Here is a 22,721-nt window from a genome sequence, read left to right on the forward strand (position 1 = left end):
GGGGAGCGCGCCGCCGTCAGCCGACGGTGAGCCTGAACTCCAGTCCCTCCCCGCCGAGTTCGCTCAGCCAGTCCTCCGAACGCCGTGCTGTCTCGGCGGCGCGGCTCAGGCCGGGCGGCAGCGAACCGTCGAGAATGTGGCGGATGCCCAGGGCCAGCGTGCGGGAGACACAGCGGGCCATCGCGCTCTCGGCCGCGTCGCCCTCCAGGTCGAGGAGGCAGCGGCCGGACCAGCTCCGCCGCCGCCCGGAATCACTGCCCCCCTCCACGTCCACGTCCACTTCGACGTCCAGGGAGACGGCGAGGACCACGCGGTCGCGGTCGGCGTCGGTCGTCGGGTAGCGCGCCGCCAACTCCCTTGCCAGGGCGCCGATCCGCTCGTCGTCGCCGACCTTCAGCTCCTCGAAGACGGAGTCCCAGGCGCCGAGCCAGCCGTCCAGGCGCAGGGTGCCCCGGACGAAGGTCCGCGCCTGCCAGGCCGTCGGCAGTCCGTACTGCTCGACGAACGGGACGCTGTCCCGGTTCGGGTACACCTCGAAGGTCTCACCGTCGATCGCATGCGGACGCGCGACCTCCCAAGGCCTCTCGGCGACGGTCTCGGCACCGTCCTCGATGTAACGAGCGGGCGAGCGAAGGGCGTTCAGGACTCCGGCAGGCGCCCAGCTGAACCGGTACCTGAAGTCGTTGGGCACCGCGGGGATGCCTCCGCAGTACGACGTGAGGCGGTACGAGGCCGGCGTGCCGGCACCGATCGCGTGCTCGGCGCGGGTGACCAGGCTGTGCGCGAAGAGGTGGTCGATGCCCGGGTCGAGCCCGCACTCGGTGAGGACGACCAGACCGGCCGCCTCGGCTGCCGGGACGTGCTCAAGTACCGCCTCCGACACATAACTCGAGCACGCGAAGTGGGCGCCGCCCCGCACACAGGCCGCCAGCAGCGGGGCGTGCTCGGGCACGGGGAGCATGGAGACGACCACGTCCCCGGGCGCCAGCTCGGCCGTGAGCGCGGGCAGGGTGAAGGCGCGCGGTTCGGCGCGGCCGGTGAGGCCCAGTTGGGCCAGCGCCTCGGCCGCACGGTCCTCCGTGCGGTGCCACACCCGTACGTGGCGCACGGCGTCGCTGTCGCACAGCGCGGCCAGTCCACCGCCCGTGGACAGACCCGCGCCGATCCAGTGGACGGTGCCGCTCGCGGGAACCCTGTCGGTCATGCGCCCACTCCCCCTTCGCCCACCGAGCTGTGCGGACTCCCCGAACTCCCCGACTCGCCCTTGACCAGGCCGAGTTCACGGCACGTCTCGTCGAACCGTTCCAGACAACGCCCCCAGGGGCCGCCCGGGCCTCCCACCTCGAAGTCGAGCAGCTGGGGCACCAGGTCGGCCGAGAAGTCCACGCTTGCCTCGCGGGGCAGCAGGGACGGCAGGTTGTCGATGGCGATCAGGTCGAGCGGCGGCTCGTCCCGCAGCCTGCGCACCGGGGCGTCCCAGGTGGTGGCGGTGTCGTACACCGGGAGGAGGTTCATGGGTGAGCCGACGTCGACGGTGACGTCCGAGAGGGTACGGAGGCGGCGACCCGGGGTGTCGACGTCCCGGTCGGTCAGGAAGGGCGGCAGCGGGCGCGTGGTGAGGACGGTGTTGACCAGCAACTCGTGGGCCAGCAGGGCAGGTCGGTCCAGATTCCGTGTCTCGGCCAGGTCCCAGCAGGTGGGGTCGGCCCCGGCCTCGTCGAGCGCGACCCGCGCACCCCGGCCACTGCGGCCCAGGGCGCCGATCACCAGCGCGCTCATCCGCGTTCCGGGTGACCGGAGTTCGGCCTCCAGCGCTTCCTTGGTGGTCGGAAGCAACGGAGTCACCAGCCTCCCCCGGTGCTGGAGCACGGCGAGGGCCGCTCCCAGATATCCGGCCCAGTAGCCGAAGGCGGCCAGCCTGCGCCCCTGTTCGTCCGCCAGGTACTCCAGGTCGAGCAGCGCCCCGCCCCCGGCGACGAAGCGGCCCAGCAGTTCGGCCGCGCCCGGCTGGCCCTTGTAGGCGTGCCCGAAGTAGATGTGCCGGTGGCGCAACTCGCCCGGCTGGTCGGGGAGTTCCTTGAGGCCGACGATCACCGCGTCGGAGGGTGCGGAGACCCAGGACCCGGCGGCGGCAGCGCCGCAGCCGACCGCCTCGTACTCATCGGTCGGGAAGATCCGCTGCGGGGACTCCTCGACGGTCAGGCGTACCCCCTGCTCGACGAGCCGCCGGGCGTCGGACGGGACGACGGGCGTGCGGCGTTCGGTCGTACGGGTCTCGTGGCGCAGCCACAAGTGGAGCTCGGTCATACGAGGTTGACCTCCGGGCGCAGGGCATCGGCCGCGAAACGGCCGGCGTTCAAGGGGCTGACGTCGACGAAGGGTACGCGGCCGAGGCAGAGGTCGCGGATCACCTCACCGACCGCCGGTCCCTGGAGGAAACCGTGGCCGGAGAACCCCGTCGCGTAGAGGAAGCGGGAGGGTGAACTCGCCTCGCCAATCAGGGCGTTGTGGTCCGGGGTGATCTCGTACAGGCCCGCCCAGCCGCCGGTGCGGCGCAGGTCGAGCAGGGCGGGCGCCCGGTGTTCCATCGCCTCGTACAGCCGCGGGATCCACCGGTCGTGGGTGTCGGTGGCGAAGCCGGTCGTCTCGTCGGGGTCGGACATGCCGAGGAGCAGGCCGGGTCCCTCGGTGTGGAAGTAGAGGCTGCTGCTGAAGTCGATGGTCATGGGGAGCGTCGGCGGCAGTCCGGGTACCGGTTCGGTGACCGCGATCTGGCGGCGCAGGGGATCCACGGGCAGCTCCACGCCCGCCATCGCGCCGACCGCCCGGGACCAGGCGCCGGCGGCGCAGACCACGGTGCCGGTGGCGATCCGGCCCTTGTCCGTGACCACGGCCGTGATGGTGTCGCCGTCGCGTTCGATGCCGGTGACCTCGGTGTGCCGCAGGACGGTCGCGCCGTGCCGACGGGCGGCAGCGGCATAGCCCTGGACCACGGCCTCCGGGGTGCAGTGGCCGTCGTCGGGCGAGTAGGCCGCCGCCAGCAGGCCGTCCGTGCTGATCAGCGGCGAGAGACGGTGTGCCTCGGCCGGGGTGAGCATCCGGCTGGGCACACCCAGGCCGTTCTGCAGCGCGACCCCCGCCTCGAAGGACGCGACGTCCTCGGGCGTGGAGAGGAGGAAGAGATATCCGACCCGGTGGAGGCCGATGTCGTGCCCGATCTCCTCCCCGAACCGCCCGAACGCCTCCAGACTCCGCGCCCCGAGCTGGATGTTGAGCTCGTCGGAGAACTGCGCCCGGACCCCGCCGGCCGCGCGTGAGGTGGACCCGGACGCCAGTTCGTCACGCTCGACGAGGACCACGGCCCGTACGCCCGCCCGGGCCAGCTGGTAGGTGATGCTCGTGCCCATCACCCCGCCGCCGATCACGACCACGTCCGCCCGCGTCACGGTCATCGCCCCTCCCCACGTGCGGCGTGGACGACAGCCCAGGCAGCAGCCGCGTCCTGCACGCCGAACCCCACACTGTCGCAGCAGACGATGCCCTCCGGGCCGGTACGGGCTGTCCGCGCGCCCGTGAGGACGTCCGCGAGCCCGAACACCACCACGCCAGCCCGCCGCGAGGCACTCATCGCCCCACTCCCCGTACGGCGTGGACGACGGCCCAGGCAGCAGCCGCGTCCTGCACGCCGAACCCCACACTGTCGTAGGACACGATGTTGTCCAGGCCCGTACGGACGGCCCCCGTGCCCGTGCCCATCACCACCACGCCCACGGCGCCGCGAGGCACTCATCGCCCCACTCCCCGTGCCGCGTGGACGACGGCCCAGGCCGCCGCCGCGTCCTGCACGCCGAGCCCCACGCTGTTGTAGAAGACGATGTCGTCGGGGCCGGTCCGGGCGGTCCGGGCGCCCGTGAGGACGTCCCCGAGGCCGATCAGGTCCTCGCGGGCCAGCAGGCGGTCCCGCAGCGCGTCGACCACCGGCCCGGCGTGCTCCGCCGCCGTCTCCGGGTCGTCCACCACGACGGCAGCCGCCCGCCGTACGACCTCTGCGTCGACCTCGCTGCGGGTCGGCTCGAACGAGCCCACGCTGACCACCGTGCACCCGGGCGCGAGCCATGCGCCGCGTACGACGGGGGTGGTGCTGAGCGTGCAGGCCGCGACCAGGGAAGCCCCGGTCACCGCCTCCCGGGGTGTGCCGGTCGCCTCGGCGGCGATGCCGGGTTCGGCCGCGAGCAGCTCCGCCGCCCGCGCGCGCCGCTCCGGGCTCGGACTCCACACCCGTACGGACTTCAGATCGCGTACCCGGGCGACGGCCCGGGCGTGCGCGAGTGCCTGGGTGCCCGAGCCGATCAGGGCGAGTTCTGCGCTGTCGGCGGTGGACAGCGCGTCGAAGGCCACGGCGCTGGCGGCTGCCGTACGCAGGGTCGTGACCGCCGTGCCGTCCATGACGGCGACGAGTTCGCCCGTCACCGGGTCGAGGGCGGTGATGACGGCGTGCACGGTCGGCAGGCCGGACGCCGCGTTGCCGGGGTTGACGCTGCCGAACTTCGCCACCGCGCCGGTGTCCCGGGACAGCCGGGATACGTACGCGAAGACCACACTGTCGTCGAAGCGGCTGGGATGCATGATCTTTCCGGGCAGATCAGGCGTACTCGCGCCACCCGCACCCAACGCGCCGAACGCCGCGCGCTGCGAGGCGATCGCCGTGTCGGCGTCGAGGAGGGCCGTCACCTGGTCCCGGGAGAGGAAGAGGACGTCATCGGTCATTCCCTCTTCCTTTCCGGAATCGGGGCCTCTGGCACCCCCCGCGCGCGTCCGAGTGACGCACGCCCCCTGTTCTGGGCTCCCGGCCGGGTCTCCCGGTCAGGTCAGGACCAGTGCGCCACCGCGTCCAGGTGCGGCAGGACGTGGTCGAGCCGCTCACGCTTGGTCCGCAGATAGGTGATGTTGTTCTCGCACGGCGGGATCAGCAGGGGCACATCCTCGGCGATCTTGATGCCGTGGCGGAGCAACGCCTCGCGCTTGCGCGGGTTGTTGGACATCAGCCGCACCGAACGGACACCGAGGTCGTGGAGGATCTCCGCCGCGACGCCGTAGTCGCGGGAGTCCACCGGCAGACCCTGCGCGAGGTTCGCCTCGACGGTGTCCAGACCCTCCGCCTGGAGCTGCATCGCGCGCAGCTTGGCGAGCAGGCCTATGCCACGGCCCTCGTGCCCTCTGAGGTAGACGAGAATGCCGCTGCCCTCGGCGACTATCGCGCGCAGCGCGGAGTCGAGCTGGTCGCCGCATTCGCAGTGCTGGGAGCCGAAGGCATCGCCGGTCAGGCATTCGGAATGCAGCCTGGTGAGAACGTCGTCCTCGGCGATCTCGCCGTAGACCAGCGCCACTTGCTCGTCACCGCGATCGTGGTCCATGTATCCGACCGCCTGGAAATCGCCGTACACGGTGGGCAACGGCGCATTCACCACGCGTTCCACTCCCGAGGCCTGGGAGGCTTTGCCGAGTACGCCAATTTTTTCTGTCATGATCTGGTTCCTAAGCAGAGACGAAAGGCCGGGAGAACATGGATGATTCGGGAATACGGTCGACGGCGTCCGTAGCGTTGCCCACTGGCGGCCTGTTGCCGGTGGACACTACGGAAGACGTACGGACACGAGCCGCAGGCGTCTCAACGCAGGTCGCCGTTCTTCCGGTCGGGAGCTTCGAACAACATGGTCCCTTCCTTCCGTTGACGACCGACACCCTGGTTGCCTGTGCCATTGCCCGGGAGATCGCATCCGCATACCCGGTGCACCTCCTTCCGCCGGTGACCATCGCCTGCTCGCACGAACACGCCAAGTGGCCGGGAACCGTCAGCATCTCCTCCGTGACCCTTCACGCGGTAGTACGGGACATCGCCGACTCGCTGCGCCGCTCGGGCGTGGACGCCCTGGTGGTCGTCAACGGACACGGCGGAAACTACGTACTGGGCAACGTCGTTCAGGAATCCTCCGCACGCGGTGAGCGCATCGCGCTGTTCCCGGCCGGGGAGGACTGGGAGACGGCGCGCGAGCGGGCCGGAGTGGTGACCTCGCTGCTCACCGACATGCACGCGGGGGAAATCGAGACCTCCGTCCTTCTGCACGCTCATCCCGAATTGCTCCGTCCCGGTTATGAAACCGCTGATTTCGTGGCCGACGACCGCCGGCATCTCCTCACCCTCGGCATGGCCGGTTACACCGATTCCGGTGTCATCGGCCGCCCTTCGCTGGGCTCCGCCGAAAAGGGGAAGGCCTTGCTGGCGAGCTTCACCGAGTCCTTCGGGGCGTATTTCTCGATGCTCACAGCTGCCGATGTCGATGCCTCTGCCCCTGCCGGAGCTGCGGCCGGGGCCGGGGTCGGCGACCAGAAGTAGCGGACGACCAGGACGACCGCGCCGGGCAGGGCGGCCACGAAGCTCAGCACGCCGTACACGACGGCGACGCTCAGCCCCATGCTGGCGCCCAGCCCCGCCGCGCCGAACGCCCAGGCGGTGACACCCTCGCGGGGGCCCCAGCCGCCGACGTTCAGCGGGACTCCCATCGCCAGCAGCGCCAGTACGGCCAGCGGCAGCAGCTCGGCGACGGTGGCGTGGGATCCGGCGACCCGGGCAGCGATCACGAACATCCCGAGGTGGCCGGAGAGAACGACCACGGACGAGAGCGCGACGCCCGGCAGGTTCTCGCGGGAGAGCAGGGCGCCACGGGCCTCGGTGAGCGTCGCGCGCAGGGCTCGGGTCCGGCGGGCCGCGACACCCGGGGCGCGGTTCATCCGGACGGCGACGACGACCGCGACGGCGCCCACGGCGGCGAAGGCCGCCATCAGGGCGACCCGGCGGGCCTCGGTCAGCACCGGTGACGGCTGGGTGAGCAGTACCACTCCGCCGACGGTGATCAGCGCGATCTGTCCGGCGACCCGTTCGAGAACGACGGCACGGACGCCGCGCCCCATGTCACCGGCGCTCTGCCCGTGCCGCACCGCACGGTGCACGTCGCCGAGAACGCCGCCGGGCAGGGCCGCGTTCAGGAACAGTGAGCGGTAGTAGTCGGCGATCGCGGGGACGAGGGGCAGCTTGATCCCCAGGCCCCGGGCGACCAGGGCCCAGCGCCAGGCGCTGAACACGGTGGTGAGCAGCCCGATCCCGAGGCCGACGAACAGGATCGGTACGTCGATCCGCCGCAGCCCGTCCAGGAACACGCCGGTGCCGAGGCGCCAGAGCAGCACGCCGAGAATCGTTACTCCGGCGACGGTTCCCAGATGCGGGCGGAGGCTTTTGGCCGCGCGGCGGAGGCGGCTCGGGGTGGATGCCTCCGGGGCGGCGTCCAGCGACCCGACGAAGCCGATCACTCCGGCGCGGCCTGCCGACGCGGAGCGCCCCAGAGGATGTGCGGTTGTTCGTACACCCCGGGCCGGTGGGGGCTGGTCGTGCCCCGCGGCGGATCCGCTGATCGATACCGCCCCGCGCCTCTTACGGCGCACGTCCACCGTCTGCACGCTCATGACGTTGTCCCGTCCGTCGGCCTCGGCAGGGACAGGAGGTCGCTGTGGTGGACCTCCACCCGGAGCTCGCCGGCCGCGCAGGCCTCCAGGCGCTCGGCGAGGTAGGTGTCGGCGCGGGACTTCAGTGCCGGGCGTTCCTCCACCGCCGCCGCGACCCAGCCGCGCAGCCACTCCGCGGTGAGCGGGGCCTCCACAGGGCCGAGGTGCCAGGCGCTCGGGTGGACACGGACCGTGGCGCCCCGCTGGTCGAAGGCCTCGCAGGCCGCCGTGACCGCGTCGGGGCCGAGCAGTCCCGCCCGTCGCTGGTGGGTGTTGAACGCGTCGGCGATGTCACCGTCGAGCGGGTCGGGGGTGCCGAACTCGACGCGGCCGGCCACGGACAGGGTCAGCAGGGCCGGGCAGCCGGCGCCGGCGCAGGCCGTGGCGAGGGCTTCGACCTCCTCGCGGGTGAGGACGTCCAGCAGCGCGGAGGCGGTGACCAGGGAAGCGCCGGCCAGCGCGTCGGAGGTCAGCCGGGCGACATCGCCGCGCCGCGTCTCGACCGTCACGTGGCTGCCGTCGGCGGCGGCGCGCGGCGAGGCCACGGCGGCGAAGTGCAGCAGGTAGGGGTCGCGGTCGTGCAGGACCCAGTGCTGGGGGCCGTCGAGCCGGGGCGCGAGCCAGCGGCCCATGGAGCCGGTGCCACAGCCCAGGTCGTGGATGACGTGCCCGCCCGGTTTTCCGGGCAGGCCGGCCAGCCGGCCGCGCAACGGGACGAGGAGTTCGACGGCGCGCGCGGCGGCGTCGGGCCCCTCACGCAGCTCCAGCCAGTCGGGCGCGTACCGGGGCGGGTCGTCGGGTCCGGCCTCACGCAGCCGGACCGTGCCCCGCTCCCCCGGGCCCACCGGCCCGGCACCGGGCTTCACGTCCCGGTGCGTCGGCTGGGCCGGAATCCCGGCGGCAGGCTTGGCATTCGTGTCCACCGGAGTCACCGGTCCCCGTCGTTGGATGTCGGACGCCGCCGAAGTCATGGCCGTCGTCTTCTTCATGCCGCGCTCCTCGTTCGCCGGGGAAGCGGACCCCGAGCCCGCGAAAGTCCCCACGGCGCCGCCGACTCGACGTCGACGCCCACGAGCACCACCAGAGCCCGCCGAGCGGTCCGTGACCCTGCCGAAGCAGTGATCGTCATCGCATTCCTCATCGCGCGCTCCTTGCTCCACGGGGAGTCCGCCCCAGCGCGCCCACGAGACTCCGCAGCGCGGCCACCCGGCGTCCCCGGGCGGCGACCAGTTCGATGTCGGCGCCCATGGGCGCCGCCGGGTCGGCCGAGGCCGTCATCGTCGTCGCCTTGGTCCAGCCGCCGTTCTCCGGGGTTCCCGAGGGAATCGGCCCCCGCACGCCGACGGCACTCCGCAGCGCGGCTGCCCGGAGCCCCCGGGCGGAGACCGGCGCGATGCCGGCATCCGTCATCGTCGTCGCTGTCCTCATGCCGCCCTCCGGGGTTCCCACGGAATCCGGCCCAGTACGGCGGCCAGGCTCCGTGCCGTCGCCGCCCAGCCGTCCAGGGCTGCCCGGCGGCCTCGCGCCGCCGCCTTCAGGCGCCGGCGGACGTCCGCCTCGCCGAACCAGCCGCGCAGTTCCGCCGCGAGCGCCGCCGGGTTCTCCGGCGGTACGAGGATGCCGGGGACGCCACCGTCGGGCGCGCGCCCGACCGCCTCGGGGAGGCCGCCGACGTCCGTGGCGAGCACCGGGATGCCGCGCGCGAGGGCCTCGGTGACCGCCATGCCGTACGTCTCCGCGTAGGAGGTGAGGACCATCAGGTCGGCGGCGGCGTAGCTGGCGTCGAGCTGGGCGCCCGCCTGGGGGCCGGCCAGGTGCAGCCGGTCCTCCAGGCCGTGCCTGGCGATCAGGGCGCGCAGATCGGCGACGTACTCGGGATCCTGTTCGAGGCCGCCGACGCAGACGCAGCTCCACGGCAGGTCGGTCACCGCGGCCAGGGCCTCCACCAGGCGGTGCTGGCCCTTGCGCGGGGTCACGGCGGCCACGCAGAGGAGGCGGGAGACGCCGTCGGTGCCGGAGGCGAGGGGGGCGATGTCCGCGCCGGGGGCCGCCATGTGCACGCGGTCCGGGGCGAGTCCGTGGTGGGAGACGAGACGTCGGACGGCCCAGTCGCTGGTCGCGATCACCGACGGCACCGCCCTCAGGGTGGCCCGCTCCAGGGCGTCCAGCTCGGCCGCGACGGCCGGGTCGAGGCCTGTCTCGTCACCGAGCGGGAGGTGCACCAGCACGGCGAGGCGCAGCCGTTCGGCCTCCGGAACGATGATCTCGGGGACCCCGCAGGCCACCAGGCCGTCGAGCAGGACGACCGTGCCGTCCGGCAGCTCGCGCAGCGTCCGCGCCAGTTCCGCGCGGGCGTCCGCGCCGGGCCGGGGCCAGTCGCCGTCGACGGCGTGCTTGTGGACCTGCCAGCCGAAGCCGGGCAGGTCGAGGCTGATCCGCCGGTCGTAGGCGTTGCCGCCGCTCGGCCTGGCCGGGTCGTCGACACCGCCCGGCATCACGAAGTGCACGGAGCGCAGGGACATGGGGATGATCGCCGCGTTCTTGAGGGCCGCGTTCTGCACGGGCACGTAGTTGAGCGTCGTCACGTGAGCCTGTACCTGTACCTGTACCTGGGCCGGGGCTGCCGAAGTGGCCGCCGGGGAGAGGGGAACCGCGCGGTCGAGGGTCGTGTCGGTCACAGGGCACGCTCGTAGCTGGCCCAGGCGACGTGCGACTCGTGCAGCGTGACGGTGAGGCCTGCCAGGCCTCGGGCCCCGTCGCCCAGGGCGCCCTTCTCGATGCGCGCGGCGAGCCGGTCGGCGATGACCTTGGCCAGGAACTCCGTGGAGGTGTTGATGCCGGCGAAGTCGGCCTCGTTGTCGAGGTTGCGGTAGTTCAACTCGCTCACCACGGCGCCCAGTTCCTGGGTGGCCAGGCCGATGTCGACGACGATGTTGTCGTCGTCCAGCTGTTCACGGCGGAACGTGGCGTCGACGAGGAACGTCGCTCCGTGCAGGCGCTGGGCGGGTCCGAAGACCTCTCCGCTGAAGCTGTGGGCGATCATGATGTGATCGCGGACGGTGATGCTGAACAACGGACGACCCTCCAGGTGCGGCGCGTCTTGCCCCGTGCTGATCGCTGCCGGGGCATGCCGAGTAGTACGGCTACCCACGGCAGCTTGTTCAACGACTTGTTCATGTGCCCGATCCACTTTTTCGTAGGCCGGGCGAGTCCGTCAGCCGGCGTCCGGATAGCGGACGCGATGGCAGAGCGCCGGCAGCTCCCCGGAGGCGAGCCTCGGCAGCACGTCCGGGAGTTCCTCGAAGGCGCACTCGCCGGTGATCAGGGCGTCGAGCGCCGGATCGGCCAGCAGGTCGAGGGCCAGGGCGAGCCGGTCGGCGTAGCTGCGGCCGGGGCGCGCGGCCGGGGACACGGTCCCCACCTGGCTGCTGCGGACGGTGAGCCGCCGGGAGTGGAACGCCTCGCCCAGCGGCAGGCTGACGCGCCGGTCGCCGTACCAGCTCAGCTCGATCACCGTGCCCTCGGCGGTGAGGAGTTCGAGCGAGCGGGTCAGTCCCGCCTCCGTGGCGCTGGCGTGGACGACCAGGTCGCACTCCCCCAGGGCGTCCCCCGGCAGCGCGAAGTCGACGCCCAGCGCCTCCGCGGTCCTCGCGCGCCCGGGATCGGCGTCCACCAACTGGACGCGTACCCCCGGAAACCGGGCGATCAGCGCGGCGACCGAGGAGCCGATCATCCCGCCGCCGACCACCGCGATCCGGTCACCGGCCAGCGGCGACGCGTCCCACAGGGCGTTCACCGCGGTCTCGACGGTCCCGGCGAGCACCGCGCGCTCGGCGGGCACCCCGTCCGGCACCACTGTCACCGCGTCCACCGGAACCACGTATCGCGTCTGGTGCGGGTAGAGACAGAAGACCGTACGGCCGACCAGCGCGTGCGGCCCCTCCTCCACCACACCGACGTTGAGGTAGCCGTACTTGACCGGGCCGGGGAAGTCGCCCTCCTGGAACGGCGCCCGCATGGCCGCGTACTGGCTGACCGGGACGCCACCTCGGAAGACGAGCGTCTCCGTGCCGCGGCTCACTCCGGAAAACAGGGTGCGGACCAGTACCTCGCCCTCGCCGGGCGCCGGCAGTTCGACGTCGCGGATCTCTCCGTGGTCCGGCGAACCGAGCCAGAACGCACGTGCGGCGCGCTTCATCGGAGTCCTCCTGAACGCTTGGGAAGTTGTTCACGTACTGCGAGGTGCACAGTCCGCGCACAGTACGCGGCATGATCCACTCTGTACATACGGCGGAGGACTCGCGGTGGCCCTGATCAACACGTACGAGGCGAGGCTGGTTCAGCAGGAGACCGCTCTGGGGGCGGGCCTGCAGGTTCTCCTGCTGGTCCTGCTCGGCTCCGCGATCGGCCTGGGCCCGGTGGGCTGGCTGACCGGACTGGCGTTCGCGATCGCGACCTGGGCCGTGCTGTCCCGCGCGCTGCACCGGTCCGGGTCGAAGTCGTTCGGCCCGGCCAACCGGGTCACCCTCGGCCGGGCGACCCTGGTCGGCGGGGTGACGGCGCTGGTCGCGGACTCCTACGTCAGCTCGCCGCCCGTCACGCTGTTCGTCGGTCTGACGGCGGTTGCCCTGATCCTGGACGGCGTGGACGGCAAGGTCGCCCGCCGCACCGGCACCTGCTCGACGCTGGGCGCGCGCTTCGACATGGAGGTCGACGCGTTCCTGATCCTGGTGCTCAGCGTGTACGTGTCGATGTCGCTCGGCCCGTGGGTCCTGCTCATCGGCGGTATGCGCTACGCCTTCGTGGCCGCCGCCCGCGTTCTGCCCTGGCTGAACGCCCCGCTCCCCCCGAGCACCGCCCGCAAGACCGTCGCCGCTCTCCAGGGCATCCTGCTGCTGCTCGGCGCCTCCGGCTATCTGCCCCTCGCCGCGACGCAGGCCGTGGTCGCACTGGCCCTGGGGACGCTGGTCTGGTCGTTCGGCCGGGACATCCTGTGGCTGTACCGCACGTCCCGCCCGCGTACGGCGTCGCCCGTCGCGTCGATCGCCTCGGTCGAGCAGCAGCTGCGCGCCCTGGTCTCCGAGTCCGTGTCCCGCTGAGGTGCGGCCCGCGCGACAAGGCGCGGACCGCGTGTACGGCGACGTGTACTACGACTGCCGCAATTCCTGCGACGACTGTTCTACGAACGTGAAGTCCGGGTCCTGACCAGCGCGAACGCCGCCGCGGCCAGGCCCAGTACCCCCACGATCAGCCCGGCGACACCCAGCCCGCGAGCCGTCGGGTCACTGGCCGAGTCCGAGGCCTGACCGGCGTCACTCTTCGCGGAAACCGCCGCCGAGGGACTGGCACCGGCATCCTCGTCCGCCGCTGCCGCCGTGAGTTTCAGTGTCGGGGCCGGGTTCTCCGGCTCGTCCTGCCCCTCCTGAGCGGTCTCGATCCAGCGGACGACGTTGCCGTCGGAGTACGTCTGCAGGGTCTTGAAGGCCAGCTGGTCGGTGTTGTCGGGGAGTTGGCCGAACGCGACGTCGAAGTCCGCGTACTCCCCGTTCCGGATCCGGCCGCCCGACCAGGTGATCTCGGAGACGGCGTCGGTGATCGTCCCGTCGTCCGTCTTGATCGGCGTCTTGAGTCTGGTGGTCGTCACCTTCGCGGTCCAGCCCGCCTCCGGGGTGACCAGCACGCCGAGGACGGGGTGGTCGGTGGGCAGGAAAACCTGGACCTTCGTGGTGCTCGCGGTGTCCTCCTCGTTGGGGACCCGGAAGGTCAGGACACCGTCCGTGGCGCCCTTGGCGTAGCTCTCGGGGTGGACGGTGACGTGCGCGGAGGCGGCGCCCGCTGCGGCGAGGACACCGGCGGCGGCGAGACCGGTGACGACGCCGGCGCGGCGCAGGGTGATGCGTGTCGGGAACATGGGCGGAACTCCGTACTTTCGTACCGGTGACTGGTGTCGGGGACTTCAGGGCGTGTACGGAATCCCTGTCGGCGGCCCTCGACCGCTCACCGCGTACCTCAGGAGAAGCCGGCGCACCCCGGCGACCGGCGACGACACCCGCCGCGGAGCCGTGCGGGGCAGCCCGACGGGCGCGTCCCGCCACCAGGCGGCGAGACCCGGTACGAAGGCGACGGCCCAGCGCAGCAGCGACCACAGCGCGGCCTCGCCCCGCCGCAGGCACCAGGAGGCGACCAGCGCGGCGACGACGTGCGCGGAGACGGCGTGGGCGCTCATGGCGTGCGGGTGGGCGTGGGGCATCCGCATCCCGGGATGATGCGCGTGCGCCATGGCCCGGCCACGCACCGCGCCGAACGCGACATGCAGCCCCGCCTGGGTGACCAGCATCAAGGCGCCGATCCCCGGCAGCGACCGCTCCCGGCCACCGAGCAGCCACCCGGCGGCGAACACCGCCGCGAACCCGGCGCCGTCCGCCTCCGCCGACGGCGTACCACCGGTCGCGAGACCGTGCGCCGCGGCGGCCAGCAGGACGCACACCGCGGCGAACACCGCGGCGCGCAGACTCCGTACCACCGGGGAAGCGCTCATCGTGCCGGGATCCTCCCACGCCCGGACAACGGCACGACGAGACGGGTCACCCAGGCCGCGCTTCGCCCCGCTCACCTGCCCTGGGCCACTTGCCACGCGCCCTTGGGCTTGTCGGACCCAGCCACTTCTTCAGAGCCGCCCGACACCCTCCGGCCCGTCCCACGTTTGAGGACGAGCACGTTCAGCGCGACCCGCCACCATCCAGCCCGTCCCACGTTTGAGGACGAGCACCTTCAGCGCGACCCGCCACCATCCAGCCCGTCCGGCGATTGAGGACGAGCACCTTCAGCGCGACCCGCCACCATCCAGCCCGTCCCACGTTTGAGGACGAGCACCTTCAGCGCGACCCGCCACCTTCCAGCCCGTCCGGCGATTGAGGACGAGCACCTTCAGCGCGACCCGCCACCATCCAGCCCGTCCGGCGATTGAGGACGAGCGCGTTCAGCGCGACCCGGGGGTCTGGGGGCGGAGCCCCGGAATGAGACCGGGGAGTCACTAGGCACCGCCGGTCTCCTCGTCCTCCAGCTCCTTCGCCAGGCGGCGCAGATGCGGCCCGTACTCCGGGTCGTTGAGCGCCGCCGCGAACTGGGCGGTGAGGTAGGCGAGCGGGTTGCCCGTGTCGTACCAGCGGCCGTGGATCACCTGGCCGTAGACGGCCCGGCTCGCGGCGTAGGCGTTGATGGCGTCGGTGAGATAGACCTCGCCGGTGCGATGGTCGTACCAACGCTTGGTCTGGACGCGAAGTTCGTCGATGATGCCCGGCGTGATGACGTAGCCGCCGATCGCCGCGTACGAGGAGGGCGCGTCCTGCGGGCGCGGCTTCTCGACCAGGCCGGTGATGCGGAGCAGACCGTCGTCGAGGTCCTCCTTGACGACGGGCACGCCGTAGCGCTGCGAGTCGCCCGGGTCCATCGGCATCAGCGCGAGGACCGGCGAGTTGGTCGCCTCGTACGCCTTGATCAGCTGCTGGGCGCGCGGCACCTCGGCGACGAACACGTCGTCGGGCCACAGCACGAGCATCGGCTCGTCGCCGAAGTTGCGGGCGGCGTTGAGGACCGGGGTGCCGTTGCCGTACGGGCCGTGCTGGTCGAGGTAGGTGATGTGGCCGAGCCGGGACAGCTCGCCGACCTCCTCGACCGCGTCGGCGTAGGCGGCCTTGCCGTCGGCGCGCAACTGGTCGACCAGGGCGGGGTTGGGCCGGAAGTGGTCCTGGATCAGGCCCTTCCCGCCGGACACCACGATGGTGATGTCGGTGATGCCGGAGGCCACGAGCTCCCGGACGGTGTGCTCGATGACGGGTTTGTCACCGACGGGCAGCATCTCCTTCGGTGTCGCCTTGGTTAGCGGCAGCAGCCGGGACCCCAGTCCGGCGGCGGGAATGACTGCCCTGCGAATCGTGGCCATGGGCCCCCCTGTACGAAAGCGCGTACGCGTATCAGTGGTCGTTGTGCATGGTCGTGCTCGGTGGTGCTGCTCAGTGGTGCTGGTCGATGCTCACCCGTGCCTGTCGGCGCGAGTGGAGTGACGCTACCAACTCGGCATGCCCCACGGCTGCGCCGCCCGGACCCTCGGGGTGCTCCCCCGGCCACGGTTCAGGCCCGGCGCGGCAGCACCGCTGTCGCCGCCAGGGGTACGGCGGCCAGTACCAGCCAGGGGACCGCAGCGGGCAGGCCGGTGTCGAGAAGGGTGCCGGTCAGCGAGCTGCCGACCAGGACGATCAGGCCGGAAACCGACGAAAGGGCACCGGTGTAGAGGCCGAGCCGGTCCTCCTCGGCGAGGTCGGGCACCCACGCGCGGGCCACGGGGGCGACCAGCATCTGGCCGAAGGTGAGCAGTACGACGAAGCCGGCCGCGGGCAGCAGCCCGGCCGGGCCGGTCCACCCTGCGGGCCTGGCCAGCGCCACCACCGCGAACCCGGCGGAGATCAGCAGCATCCCGGCGACCATCGAGCGGCGCAGGGTGAGCCGGTCGCCGACCCAGCGGGTGACCGGCAGTTGGGCGGTCACGACGAGCAGCGAGGACAGGGCGAACAGCCAGGCCAGCGCGGTCTGCGAGCCGGTCGCGCGCTCCACCTCGGCGGGGAGGGCGAGGTACAGCTGGTTGTAGGCGAGGAGATAGGCGCCGTAGGCCGAGCAGAGTGCGAGAAACCGACGGTTGCGCAGCAGAACGCGCACGCTCCCTTTCGCGCGTATGCGCTCCCGGCCGGGTATGTGCTGCGGGAGCAGCCGGGCGTGCCCGGCGAGGACGAGGACGAAGATTCCGGCGCCCACGAGGCAGACGACCCGGAAGTCGACGGCCAGGAGCAGACCGCCGAGGAGCGGCCCGACGAAGGCGCCCGCCTGTCCGGCGACGGTGAACAGTGCGAGGACCCGGGTGCGCGAGCCGTTGCCCCGCTCCTCCCAGGCCACCGCCTGCCGGGCCACCTCGGACTCGACGGCGGGCGAGAAGAGCGCGGCGGCGAAGCCGATGAGGAGGACCGCGCCGATGACGGTCGCGGTCGAGTCGGCGTAGCCGAGCCAGGCGAAGCCGGCGATACGCAGGGCGCAGCCCGCGAGCACCACCGGCCGGATCCCGTACCGGTCGGCCAGCGCGCCGCCCACGACGAACAGCCCCTGCTGGCTGAAGGTGCGCAGGCCCAGGACGAACCCGACGAGCCACCCCGCCATGCCGATCGCCTGCCCCAGATGCTCGGAGAGGAAAGGCAGGACGGCGAAGAAGCCCACGTTGAAGGCGAGTTGGGTCAGGATCAGCAGTCGCAGCAGCGGCGAGAGCCGCATCCGGGCGGGCGCCTTGTTCTCGACGGCGGTTCCGGCGCCGGTCACTGGATGGCCAACCCTTCTGTCTCCCCGCGCGGTTGGGCCGCCCGCACGGTCCTCCGCCGCTGCCGCTCCGTGGGCAGCGGCAAGAGACGCACCCGAGTCGGCGCCCTGCCCTCCGCGACGAGTGCGGGGGCGGTCACCGGAAGGCCAACTCTCTTGTCTTCTGGCGTGGTTGGGTCACTCGCACTGCATTCCGGGGGCGCCGGAGGGTGAGGCCCGCGGCGGTGACGGCGAGAGCACCGAGCAGGGCGAGTACGGCGGCGGGGGCGAGGACCGCCCAGGGGGCGCGTTCGGCGTACGGCTGGTTCTCGGCGAGGAGCAACCCCCATTCCGGGGACGGCGGTTGGGCGCCGAGACCGAGGAAGCCCAGGGCGGCCAGGGCCAGAGCGACACTCGGCAGCCGCAGCAGGGCGTGCCGGGTGACCGGGGGCAGTGCGGCGGGCAGGAGTTCATGCCGCAGGACGTACCAGCGGCCGGCGCCCAGACCCCGGGTGGCCGCGACATGGAGGGTGGCCCGTTCCTGGCGCAGCAGGGCGGCGGTGTGCGCGGCGAGCGGCGCCCAGGCGACGGCGGTCACGGCGAGCGCGGGGGTGGCCCCGCCGCTGCCCACGACTGCCGTGACCAGCAGCGCGGCGAGCACGGGCGGTATCGCGTTGACGGTGTCGACGAGCGGCCCCGACAGCCGGGGCACCAGCCCGAGCAGCAGCCCGGCCAGCAGGGCGGCGGCACTGATCGCGGAGGCGAGCAGCAGCGTGTCGAGGGCGCCGTGCCCGACGCGGGCGAGAACGTCGCGGCCGAGGGCGTCGGTGCCGAACAGGTGCGCCCAGGACGGGGGTTGGAGCCGGGCCCGGGTGTCCAGCGCGAGAGGGTCGCGGGGCAGGCCGAGGGCGACGACGCCGAGCAGCACACCGGCGTACAGCAGGGGCGGCGTGCGGCGGGCGGGGGGTGCGGGCCGGTGCAGGGAGGAGAGGCCGCCGTCGCGCAGCGCGGGGCCGATGAGCAGCCGGGCCGTGACCCGGGTCGCGCCCGCCGCGAGGCCCGCGAGCAGGACCAGGGCGAGGGTACTCGCCTGGAGGACGGGCAGGTCCTGCGCGATGGCGGCCTGGAGAGCGGTGCGGCCGAGGCCGGGGATGTCGAAGATCTGCTCGACGGCGACCGAGCCGCCGGTCAGCCCGACGACGAACAGCCCGGCGTTGGGGAGCAGTGCGGGCAGACAGCGCCGGACGGCCTGGGCCGCGATGCGCCGGGCCGGGATGCCGCGTGCGGCGGCGGCCAGTGCCCAGGGCTCGGCGAAGGCACCGGGCAGAGAATCGTCGAGGAGCCGTCCGAGCAGCGCCCCGGCGGGCAGACCGAGGGCGAGGCCGGGCAGGATCGTCCACTGGAGTCCGTACCAGCCGAGGGCGGGCAGCCAGCCGAGCTGGACGCCGACGACGGTGGCCAGCACGGACGCGGTGAGGAACTCGGGCAGCGCGGCGACCATCGCCGACCCGCTGCCGCCGCCGCGCCGCCACCCACCGCCCAGCGTCCGGGCGCACACCAGGGCGGCGACGAGAAAGGCGACGGTCAACGCCACGGCCATCAGCAGCAGTGAGGCGCCGAGCGCCCGCAGAACATCGGGCATGACCTCGGCCCCGGAGATCCAGGACCGCCCGGCATCCCCGCGCGGCAGCCCGCCGAGCCAGTCCCCGAGCAGCCGCAACGGACCCGCGTCGAGGCCGAGTTGGTCGCGGATGTCGGCCAGCACGGCCGGGGTGGCCTCGCGCTCCGCCGACCGGGCCCTGAGCACGGTGAACGCCGGGTCGGTGCGGGTCAGCCAGGGCAGCAGACCGATCCCGCAGACGAGGAGCGCGGCGAGCAGGGCACGCCAAAGGAGCGTGCCCACACGACCCCGCACGGGTCAGCGCCGCGTTCCGGTACCGACCAGCGTGCGCTCGTACGGATCGAGGAGCACGCCCTGTACGTCGGCGTCGACGCCGGTGATGATCCGCTGGTGGACCAGCGGGACGACGGCGTCGTCGCCGAGGATCAGCGCCTCGGCCGCCATGGCCGCGTCCTGGCGTTCGGCGGTGTCCTCGATGCCCTCGGCCTTGGCGACGGCCCGGTCGACCTTCTGGTCGCAGAGCAGGGAGAGGTTGTAGCCGCCGTCGCAGGTGTAGTCGCTGGCGAGGACGGAGACGGGATCGCCGGAGTCGAGCATGGTGTTGCGCGCGGCGACAAGGGCGTCGAACCTTCCGGCCAACGCGTCGCTCTCGAGGCGCGAGTACTCCCGCACCTCCAGCTTCACCCTGAACCCGGCCTTCTCCAGCTGCTGCTTCAACACCTGGGCGGCTTCCGGGAGTTCGGGCCGGTTGTCGTACGTGGCGAGGGTGACGGAAGCGCCCTCGGGTGCCGTCGCCTTCGGCCGCCCGGTGGGCCTGACGTGCTTGTCCTCGGCCCAGGTGAGCGCCGGGCCGTAGATGCCCTGGCCGGCGTCGGCGTGACCTTCGTAGACGCCGTCGGCGAGTGCCGAGGTGTCCACGGCGGCACGGGCGGCGGCTCGCAGCCTCGCGTCCTTGAAGACGCCGGACCTGGTGTTGAGGTGCAGGGAGGTGGTGCGGGCCGTGGCGGTCTCGCGGCGGGTCGCCTTGTCGAGGAAGGCGGCCTGGGCGACGGGAATCGCCTCCGCGATGTCGACCTGGCCGGTGCGCAGGGCGTTGGCGCGGGCGGTGCCGTCGGCGATGAAGCGGGCGTCGATCCCGGCGGCCTGGGCGCGTCCGCCCCAGTAGTCGTCGAAGCGGTCGAGGGTGGCCGCGGTCGAGCCGGTGGTCTTCGTCAGCTCGAAGGGTCCGGTGGCGGTGCCGACCGGGTCGACGGCGCCCTTCTTCGCGAACGCCTTGGGCGCGAGCACGGCGAGGCCGGGGCTGGACAGCCGTAGGGGGAGCACGGGGTCGGGCTCGGCGGTGGTGACGGATACACGTCCGTCAGCGGCGGCCTTCGCGGTGAGGGTCACGCCGGTGAGGGCGGCGGGTTCGGGCTCGGCCCGGGTGGCGCGGGTGAGAGCGGCGGCAACCGTGGGCGCGGTGACGTCGGTGCCGTCCTGGAAGGTGGCCTCGCGCAGCGTGAACAGCCAGGTGCGGTCGTCCCTGCGGGTCCAGGACTCGGCGAGCGCGGGAGCGGCGGAGCCGTTGGCGTCCAGGGCGGTCAGACCCTCGGTGACGCCGAGGCGGCTGAGGAGGGTGGCGTCGGCACCGTACGGCGAGAGGTTCTCGGCGGGCGGGAAGGCGAGCGCGACCCGCAGCCGGGAGCCGGACCCGGTGTCCGACGAGGAGTCGCTGTCGTCGCCGCCGGAGGCGAAGCAGCCGGTGAGCAGCGGGGAGAGCAGCAGTCCGACGAGCAGTCGGCGACGGCGGGGGGTGCGCATGATCCTCGGTTCCGTAGGGGTCTACACAGGGGGCTTCACACAGGGGTGGGCAGCACGAAGGAGCCGTACAGGGACGGGTCGGCCGCACAGAACGGGAGCGTATCTGATAATCATTTCCAATAGCCAGCCCGGGCGACCCCGCCGACCGTCACCGACCGCGACCGATCACCGATCACCGATCACCGATCACCGAGTCAGCGGAACCTCGAAGTGCACAACACCCTGCCCGCCACCCGCCTCCTCGCGCTCGTCGTGCACAACCTTCCCCAGCGACCGCCAGAACCCCTCGGCACCGGTCACCGCCGGGTCCGTATGCAGATACGCGGCGCGATAACCGCCGTCGGCCGCCGCGAAGGCCAGCAGTTCGGCCACGAGCCGCCGGGCCAGACCGCGCCTGCGGTGCTCGGGACGGACGTACACCCGACGCAACTGCGCGGTAGTGCCCGAGGGATAGCGCTCGGCGAGGCGGAGCGGGTTCGGCGGATGGAGCGGGCCGCGCGAGTCGAGGGCGGCGGTGGCCGCGACGCTCGCGTCGCGTTCGTCGACCGCGACCAGGAGGGTGTGGCGGGCGGGCGCGAGATAGGCGGACGCAGGGTCGACGATGTCACCGTGCCAGCGCGGCACATAGCCCGTTCCGAAGTCGCGGTAGACGGTGTCGAGCATGACGGCTCGCGCGCCGTCGAGGTCACCGGGGGTCGCCGTCCTGATGCCGTAGTTACGCACCTGCACATTATATGCATTTAGGTTGATGGAACAAACGATCGCCAACTCCGGACAGTCACAGACCAGTTGGCGGCGGGGTGAGTTGACAGAGTCCCGAACGCCGCATAAAAACTTGCCACATGACATTCATTTTCAAAACGGCCGGCGCATTGCCGGCCGTCGAAGAACGAGGAGCGGCCCGGTAATGCGCGTCGCGTTCGTCGGCAAGGGCGGCAGCGGCAAGACCACGCTGTCCGCACTCTTCTCCCGCCATCTCGCCCGCTCCGGCGCACCCGTGGTCGCCATCGACGGCGACATCAACCAGCACCTGGCCGAGGCGCTCGACCCGGTCGGCGGCGAGGCGTTCGCCGCGCCGCCGCTCAGCGCCCGTCTCGGTGACATCAAGGACTATCTGCGCGGCACCAACCCGCGCATCGAGTCGCGCGAGGCCATGGTCAAGACGACCCCGGCCGGCCGGGGCTCACGGCTGCTGCGCCCGCTCGGCGACGACGAGATCCACGCCCGGCACGTCGAACGCGTGGGCGGCGTACCGCTGATGGCGACCGGCGCCTTCGAGGAGAGCGACCTGGGCGTGAGCTGCTACCACTCCAAGCTGGGCGCGGTGGAGCTCTACCTCAACCATCTCGTCGACGGCCCCGGTGAGTACGTCGTCGTCGACATGACCGCCGGCGCCGACGCGTTCGCCTCCGGGCTGTTCACCCGGTTCGACATGACGTTCCTGGTCGCCGAACCGACCCGCAAGGGCGTGTCCGTCTACCGCCAGTACCGCGACCACGCCCGCGAGTTCGGGATTCCGCTCGCGGTGATCGGCAACAAGGTCACCGGCGAGGACGACCTGCTCTTCCTCAAGGAGGAGACCGGCGACGACCTGCTCACCCACCTCGTCCAGTCCGGTTGGGTGCGCGCCGCCGAACAGGGACGCGACCAGGGCGAGCTGGAACCGCAGAACCTGCACGCGCTGAACCAGCTCCGGGAAGCCGTCGACGCCCGCCCCAAGGACTGGGCCACCTTCCAGCGGCACGCCGTCGAGTTCCATCTGCGCAACGCCCGCGCCTGGGCTGACCGGGCGACGGGCCTGGACCTGGCCGAGCAGGTGGATCCGGAGTTCGTGCACGGGCCCGCCGCTCTCGCCTGATCCCGCCTCGGCCGAACCCCGGACTCGCCACCCGTGAGAACGCGGGAAAAACCAAAGAAGAAAACCAAAGAAGAGGACAGCCATACATGTCGCTCGACGTCTCCCCCCAGCTCCTCACCGAAGCCGAGCAGGGTGACATCCGCGAGGACGACCTCGTCGAAACCGTACGTACCTCGCTCCCGTACGCCTACGGCCTCATCGCCGACCTGGCCTCCGAACTCCAGGGCGGAATCGCCGAGTTCACCGACAACCAGACCCCGCCACCCTCCGAGAAGGAGCGTGGTCAGCTGCTGCGGGCACTGGCCAGCGACGCGATCCGGGGCAGCCTGGAGCGGCACTTCGGCATCGCGCTCGCCTTCCAGAACTGCCACCGGGTCGCGGCCTTCCGCCCCGGCGCGCAGAACGGCGCGACCTACGCCCGCTTCACCTCGCCGCGCTCGCAGGTCCTGAACCAGTCACCGGAGTTCCGCGACTGCTGACACGCCGGGCGGCGCACCTGACGGCAATTCCCCGGGGATGGGGGAGAGGAATTGGGATTCCCCGGGGAAT

Annotated in this window: 23 protein-coding genes and 1 pseudogene; 4 read left to right on the forward strand and 20 right to left on the reverse strand. The window is 72.3% G+C overall.

Annotated features, from left to right (window positions below; all coding sequences use genetic code 11):
* Positions 1-16: 16 nt before the first annotated feature.
* From ACW4TU_RS06455 to ribA, 7 genes are all read right to left on the reverse strand, one after another.
* A complete protein-coding gene (locus ACW4TU_RS06455; RefSeq protein WP_457425504.1) occupies positions 17-1,204 on the reverse strand; it encodes a saccharopine dehydrogenase family protein in 1,188 nt (395 codons plus the stop codon).
* The gene (locus ACW4TU_RS06460) at positions 1,201-2,307 is read right to left on the reverse strand and encodes a saccharopine dehydrogenase (protein WP_457425506.1); all 1,107 of its coding nucleotides are present in this window, start codon (positions 2,305-2,307) and stop codon (positions 1,201-1,203) included. The genes ACW4TU_RS06455 and ACW4TU_RS06460 overlap by 4 nt, the downstream gene beginning before the upstream one ends.
* On the reverse strand, positions 2,304-3,452 hold the full coding sequence (locus ACW4TU_RS06465; RefSeq protein ID WP_457425508.1) for an NAD(P)/FAD-dependent oxidoreductase: 1,149 nt from the start codon (positions 3,450-3,452) through the stop codon (positions 2,304-2,306). The genes ACW4TU_RS06460 and ACW4TU_RS06465 overlap by 4 nt, the downstream gene beginning before the upstream one ends.
* Positions 3,449-3,628 (reverse strand): hypothetical protein, encoded by a 180-nt coding sequence (locus ACW4TU_RS06470; protein WP_457425510.1) that lies wholly within the window; start codon positions 3,626-3,628, stop codon positions 3,449-3,451. Before ACW4TU_RS06470 ends, ACW4TU_RS06465 begins: the two co-directional genes overlap by 4 nt.
* Positions 3,625-3,786 (reverse strand): hypothetical protein, encoded by a 162-nt coding sequence (locus tag ACW4TU_RS06475; RefSeq protein WP_457425512.1) that lies wholly within the window; start codon positions 3,784-3,786, stop codon positions 3,625-3,627. The genes ACW4TU_RS06470 and ACW4TU_RS06475 overlap by 4 nt, the downstream gene beginning before the upstream one ends.
* Complete coding sequence (locus tag ACW4TU_RS06480) at positions 3,787-4,767, reverse strand: ornithine cyclodeaminase family protein (RefSeq protein ID WP_457425514.1); 981 nt, start codon at positions 4,765-4,767, stop codon at positions 3,787-3,789.
* 101 nt (positions 4,768-4,868) lie between these two features.
* On the reverse strand, positions 4,869-5,525 hold the full coding sequence (gene ribA / locus ACW4TU_RS06485) for a GTP cyclohydrolase II (RefSeq protein ID WP_164313289.1): 657 nt from the start codon (positions 5,523-5,525) through the stop codon (positions 4,869-4,871).
* A gap of 38 nt (positions 5,526-5,563) precedes the next feature.
* On the opposite strand from ribA, the gene ACW4TU_RS06490 reads away from it, so the two are divergent.
* On the forward strand, positions 5,564-6,394 hold the full coding sequence (locus tag ACW4TU_RS06490; protein ID WP_457425516.1) for a creatininase family protein: 831 nt from the start codon (positions 5,564-5,566) through the stop codon (positions 6,392-6,394).
* Between the two features lie 83 nt (positions 6,395-6,477).
* Here ACW4TU_RS06490 and ACW4TU_RS06495 read toward each other — a convergent pair.
* From ACW4TU_RS06495 to ACW4TU_RS06520, 6 genes and pseudogenes are all read right to left on the reverse strand, one after another.
* Positions 6,478-7,518: pseudogene (locus tag ACW4TU_RS06495) on the reverse strand (lysylphosphatidylglycerol synthase transmembrane domain-containing protein); the annotation flags it as partial.
* The gene (locus ACW4TU_RS06500) at positions 7,515-8,546 is read right to left on the reverse strand and encodes a class I SAM-dependent methyltransferase (RefSeq protein WP_457425518.1); all 1,032 of its coding nucleotides are present in this window, start codon (positions 8,544-8,546) and stop codon (positions 7,515-7,517) included. The gene ACW4TU_RS06500 and the pseudogene ACW4TU_RS06495, both read right to left, overlap by 4 nt.
* Positions 8,547-8,694: 148 nt before the next feature.
* Positions 8,695-8,985 (reverse strand): hypothetical protein, encoded by a 291-nt coding sequence (locus tag ACW4TU_RS06505; protein ID WP_457425520.1) that lies wholly within the window; start codon positions 8,983-8,985, stop codon positions 8,695-8,697.
* Positions 8,982-10,235 carry a glycosyltransferase family 4 protein gene (locus tag ACW4TU_RS06510; RefSeq protein WP_457425522.1) on the reverse strand — a complete coding sequence of 418 codons (1,254 nt, stop codon included), beginning with the start codon at positions 10,233-10,235 and terminating at the stop codon, positions 8,982-8,984. The genes ACW4TU_RS06505 and ACW4TU_RS06510 overlap by 4 nt, the downstream gene beginning before the upstream one ends.
* The gene (locus tag ACW4TU_RS06515; protein WP_457425524.1) at positions 10,232-10,630 is read right to left on the reverse strand and encodes a 6-pyruvoyl trahydropterin synthase family protein; all 399 of its coding nucleotides are present in this window, start codon (positions 10,628-10,630) and stop codon (positions 10,232-10,234) included. The genes ACW4TU_RS06510 and ACW4TU_RS06515 overlap by 4 nt, the downstream gene beginning before the upstream one ends.
* Positions 10,631-10,771: 141 nt before the next feature.
* Complete coding sequence (locus ACW4TU_RS06520) at positions 10,772-11,755, reverse strand: zinc-dependent alcohol dehydrogenase (protein WP_457425526.1); 984 nt, start codon at positions 11,753-11,755, stop codon at positions 10,772-10,774.
* Positions 11,756-11,861: 106 nt separating this feature from the next.
* Here ACW4TU_RS06520 and ACW4TU_RS06525 point away from each other — a divergent pair, with 106 nt between their 5' ends.
* Positions 11,862-12,656: a CDP-alcohol phosphatidyltransferase family protein gene (locus tag ACW4TU_RS06525; protein WP_457425528.1), complete on the forward strand. Its 795-nt coding sequence runs from the start codon at positions 11,862-11,864 to the stop codon at positions 12,654-12,656.
* Positions 12,657-12,736: 80 nt separating this feature from the next.
* Here the strand turns inward: ACW4TU_RS06525 and ACW4TU_RS06530 are convergent, their stop codons facing one another.
* From ACW4TU_RS06530 to ACW4TU_RS06560, 7 genes are all read right to left on the reverse strand, one after another.
* On the reverse strand, positions 12,737-13,468 hold the full coding sequence (locus ACW4TU_RS06530; RefSeq protein WP_457425530.1) for a YcnI family protein: 732 nt from the start codon (positions 13,466-13,468) through the stop codon (positions 12,737-12,739).
* A gap of 45 nt (positions 13,469-13,513) precedes the next feature.
* Positions 13,514-14,095 (reverse strand): hypothetical protein, encoded by a 582-nt coding sequence (locus ACW4TU_RS06535; protein ID WP_457425532.1) that lies wholly within the window; start codon positions 14,093-14,095, stop codon positions 13,514-13,516.
* A 495-nt stretch (positions 14,096-14,590) separates the two neighbouring features.
* Positions 14,591-15,499 carry a UTP--glucose-1-phosphate uridylyltransferase gene (locus ACW4TU_RS06540; RefSeq protein ID WP_457425534.1) on the reverse strand — a complete coding sequence of 303 codons (909 nt, stop codon included), beginning with the start codon at positions 15,497-15,499 and terminating at the stop codon, positions 14,591-14,593.
* A 188-nt stretch (positions 15,500-15,687) separates the two neighbouring features.
* On the reverse strand, positions 15,688-16,872 hold the full coding sequence (locus ACW4TU_RS06545; RefSeq protein ID WP_457429951.1) for an MDR family MFS transporter: 1,185 nt from the start codon (positions 16,870-16,872) through the stop codon (positions 15,688-15,690).
* A 178-nt stretch (positions 16,873-17,050) separates the two neighbouring features.
* The gene (locus ACW4TU_RS06550) at positions 17,051-18,808 is read right to left on the reverse strand and encodes an ABC transporter permease subunit (RefSeq protein WP_457425536.1); all 1,758 of its coding nucleotides are present in this window, start codon (positions 18,806-18,808) and stop codon (positions 17,051-17,053) included.
* Between the two features lie 3 nt (positions 18,809-18,811).
* The gene (locus ACW4TU_RS06555; protein WP_457425538.1) at positions 18,812-20,314 is read right to left on the reverse strand and encodes an ABC transporter substrate-binding protein; all 1,503 of its coding nucleotides are present in this window, start codon (positions 20,312-20,314) and stop codon (positions 18,812-18,814) included.
* Positions 20,315-20,500: 186 nt separating this feature from the next.
* On the reverse strand, positions 20,501-21,037 hold the full coding sequence (locus ACW4TU_RS06560; RefSeq protein WP_457425540.1) for a GNAT family N-acetyltransferase: 537 nt from the start codon (positions 21,035-21,037) through the stop codon (positions 20,501-20,503).
* A 184-nt stretch (positions 21,038-21,221) separates the two neighbouring features.
* Between ACW4TU_RS06560 and ACW4TU_RS06565 the strand changes: the two genes are divergently transcribed.
* Complete coding sequence (locus ACW4TU_RS06565; protein WP_457425542.1) at positions 21,222-22,172, forward strand: ATP-binding protein; 951 nt, start codon at positions 21,222-21,224, stop codon at positions 22,170-22,172.
* Between the two features lie 86 nt (positions 22,173-22,258).
* Complete coding sequence (locus tag ACW4TU_RS06570; protein ID WP_457425544.1) at positions 22,259-22,651, forward strand: SCO5389 family protein; 393 nt, start codon at positions 22,259-22,261, stop codon at positions 22,649-22,651.
* The last annotated feature ends 70 nt before the right edge of the window (positions 22,652-22,721 follow it).

It is taken from the genome of Streptomyces kryoterrae, from assembly GCF_054072135.1.